This is a genomic window from Lishizhenia sp. (assembly GCF_057456495.1).
In genome coordinates, this window is record NZ_JBVCPV010000316.1 from 1 (window position 1) to 1785 (window position 1785).

The 1785-nt window shown below is 37.4% G+C and carries 2 protein-coding genes; both read right to left on the bottom strand.

Annotated elements, in window-relative coordinates; all coding sequences use genetic code 11:
• Positions 1 to 237: 237 nt before the first annotated feature.
• Complete coding sequence (locus AC22ZQ_RS14500) at positions 238 to 936, bottom strand: potassium channel family protein (protein ID WP_318959465.1); 699 nt, start codon at positions 934 to 936, stop codon at positions 238 to 240.
• Between the two features lie 27 nt (positions 937 to 963).
• Positions 964 to 1785: trans-sulfuration enzyme family protein (locus tag AC22ZQ_RS14505; RefSeq protein ID WP_318959466.1), on the bottom strand; the 822-nt coding region annotated here is incomplete at its 5' end.

The following is a 1785-nucleotide window of genomic DNA, read 5'->3' on the forward strand; positions in this document are numbered from 1 at the left end:
AAGAAGCAATACAAATTAATGGCAACAAGTACCTTAATTTATTCAATATCATGATTTTATTATTTTAGCAACAGAGCGAATATAACAATGTTAAAATAAAATTACCCTATGATAAACGACATTAAATTGGAATCCTAGAATTATGCGCGTCATTTAAAATGCACGAACAATCAATCGAAAAGGGCTGAATGGGTGATTAAACGTAAAAAAGGGAAGATTTCACTCTTCCCTTTTTCTTTATACTTTATTTATATCTATAAATCTCTGAACATGCTTTTCTGTCCCAAAGACGACAAGAGTGTCTCTAGATTCTATAACTGTATCTGAGTTTGGAACCCCAACCACGTGTTTCTCAACACAGTAGTCACCGTCTTTTTTAACATCGTACTCTCTTTTTAAAGTAACCAGGGTTAACTTGTACTTGTTTCTAAAATCGATATCGTCTATCGTTCTACCCACTGTACCTTTAGGCGGTTTAATTTCAGCAATCTCATAGTCATCTGGTAACTGCAAGAAAGAAAGTATGCTTGGGTTTAATAATTGCTCACGTACAACAAAGGCAACCTCATCTTCTGGTGTAAGAATTTCTGTAATCCCAATCTTCTCTAAAATCAAAGTTTGGTGAGCTCCACTGGCTCTAGCAATGATTCTTTTCACCCCTAAGTCCATTAAATGAACACAGGTTAAAACTGTAGCTTCAAAGTTTTCACCTATCGCCACAACGGCTGCATCCATTTCTACAATATTCTGAGAAGCTAGAGCTTTCTGATCTGTAGTATCCAAAGAAACGGCAAAAGCTACTTCATCTTTGATTGCCTCAATCTTTTCCTCACTGTTATCGAAACAAAATACCTGCGCTCCTTTTTCTGCGAGTCGTTTAGCAATATTTGCTCCGTATCTTCCTACACCTATTACGGCAAATTTACTGAATACCATATCTTAATTTTTCTTCTATCTATACTATTAAGCCAAAGCTTGTTCTAAGTCTGCTATTAAATCTTCTGCATCTTCTATACCTACGCTTAAACGTATTAAAGAATCTACTATCCCTGCTTTTTCTCTCTCCTCTTTGGGAATCGCAGCATGGGTCATTGTTACTGGATGACCACATAAAGATTCCACACCTCCTAAAGATTCTGCCAAAGCAAAGACCTTCATTTTGGCCAATACCTTGTGGGCATTCTCCATTTTGTTTCCTTTTAAAGAAAAAGAAATCATTCCCCCAAAGCCTCTCATTTGTGCTTTGGCGATTTCATGGTTTGGATGACTTTCAAAGCCTGGCCAATACACCTTTTCCACTTTCGGATGTGCAGCCAAAAAATGCGCAATCGCCTCTCCATTTTTGCAATGCGCTTCCATCCTTAAATGCAAGGTCTTAATTCCTCTTAAAACTAAAAAAGAATCCATAGGTGCCGTTATAGCTCCAGAAGAATTTTGAATGCGATACATTTCTTTTGCAATTGCTTCATCATCTGTAACCAAAGCCCCCATTACTACATCTGAATGACCTCCCAAATATTTCGTTGCTGAATGCATGACCACGTCTGCTCCAAGATCTATAGGGTTTTGTAAATAAGGTGTAGCAAAAGTATTATCTACCCCCAACATACAATTTGCTGCTTTCGCCACCTCAGCCATTGCTTGGATATCTATGATATTCATCATAGGATTTGTTGGCGTTTCTACCCAAATCAATTTGGTGTTTTCATTTACATGCGCCTTTACCTGCTCGGTAGTACTCATGTCTACAAAGTGAAACTTAATACCGTAATTGGCAAATATGGT

Excerpts from the sequence above, each read along its gene's own strand:
- AC22ZQ_RS14500 (WP_318959465.1), bottom strand. The coding sequence starts at position 936 with ATGGTATTCAGTAAATTTGCCGTAATAGGTGTAGGAAGATACGGAGCA.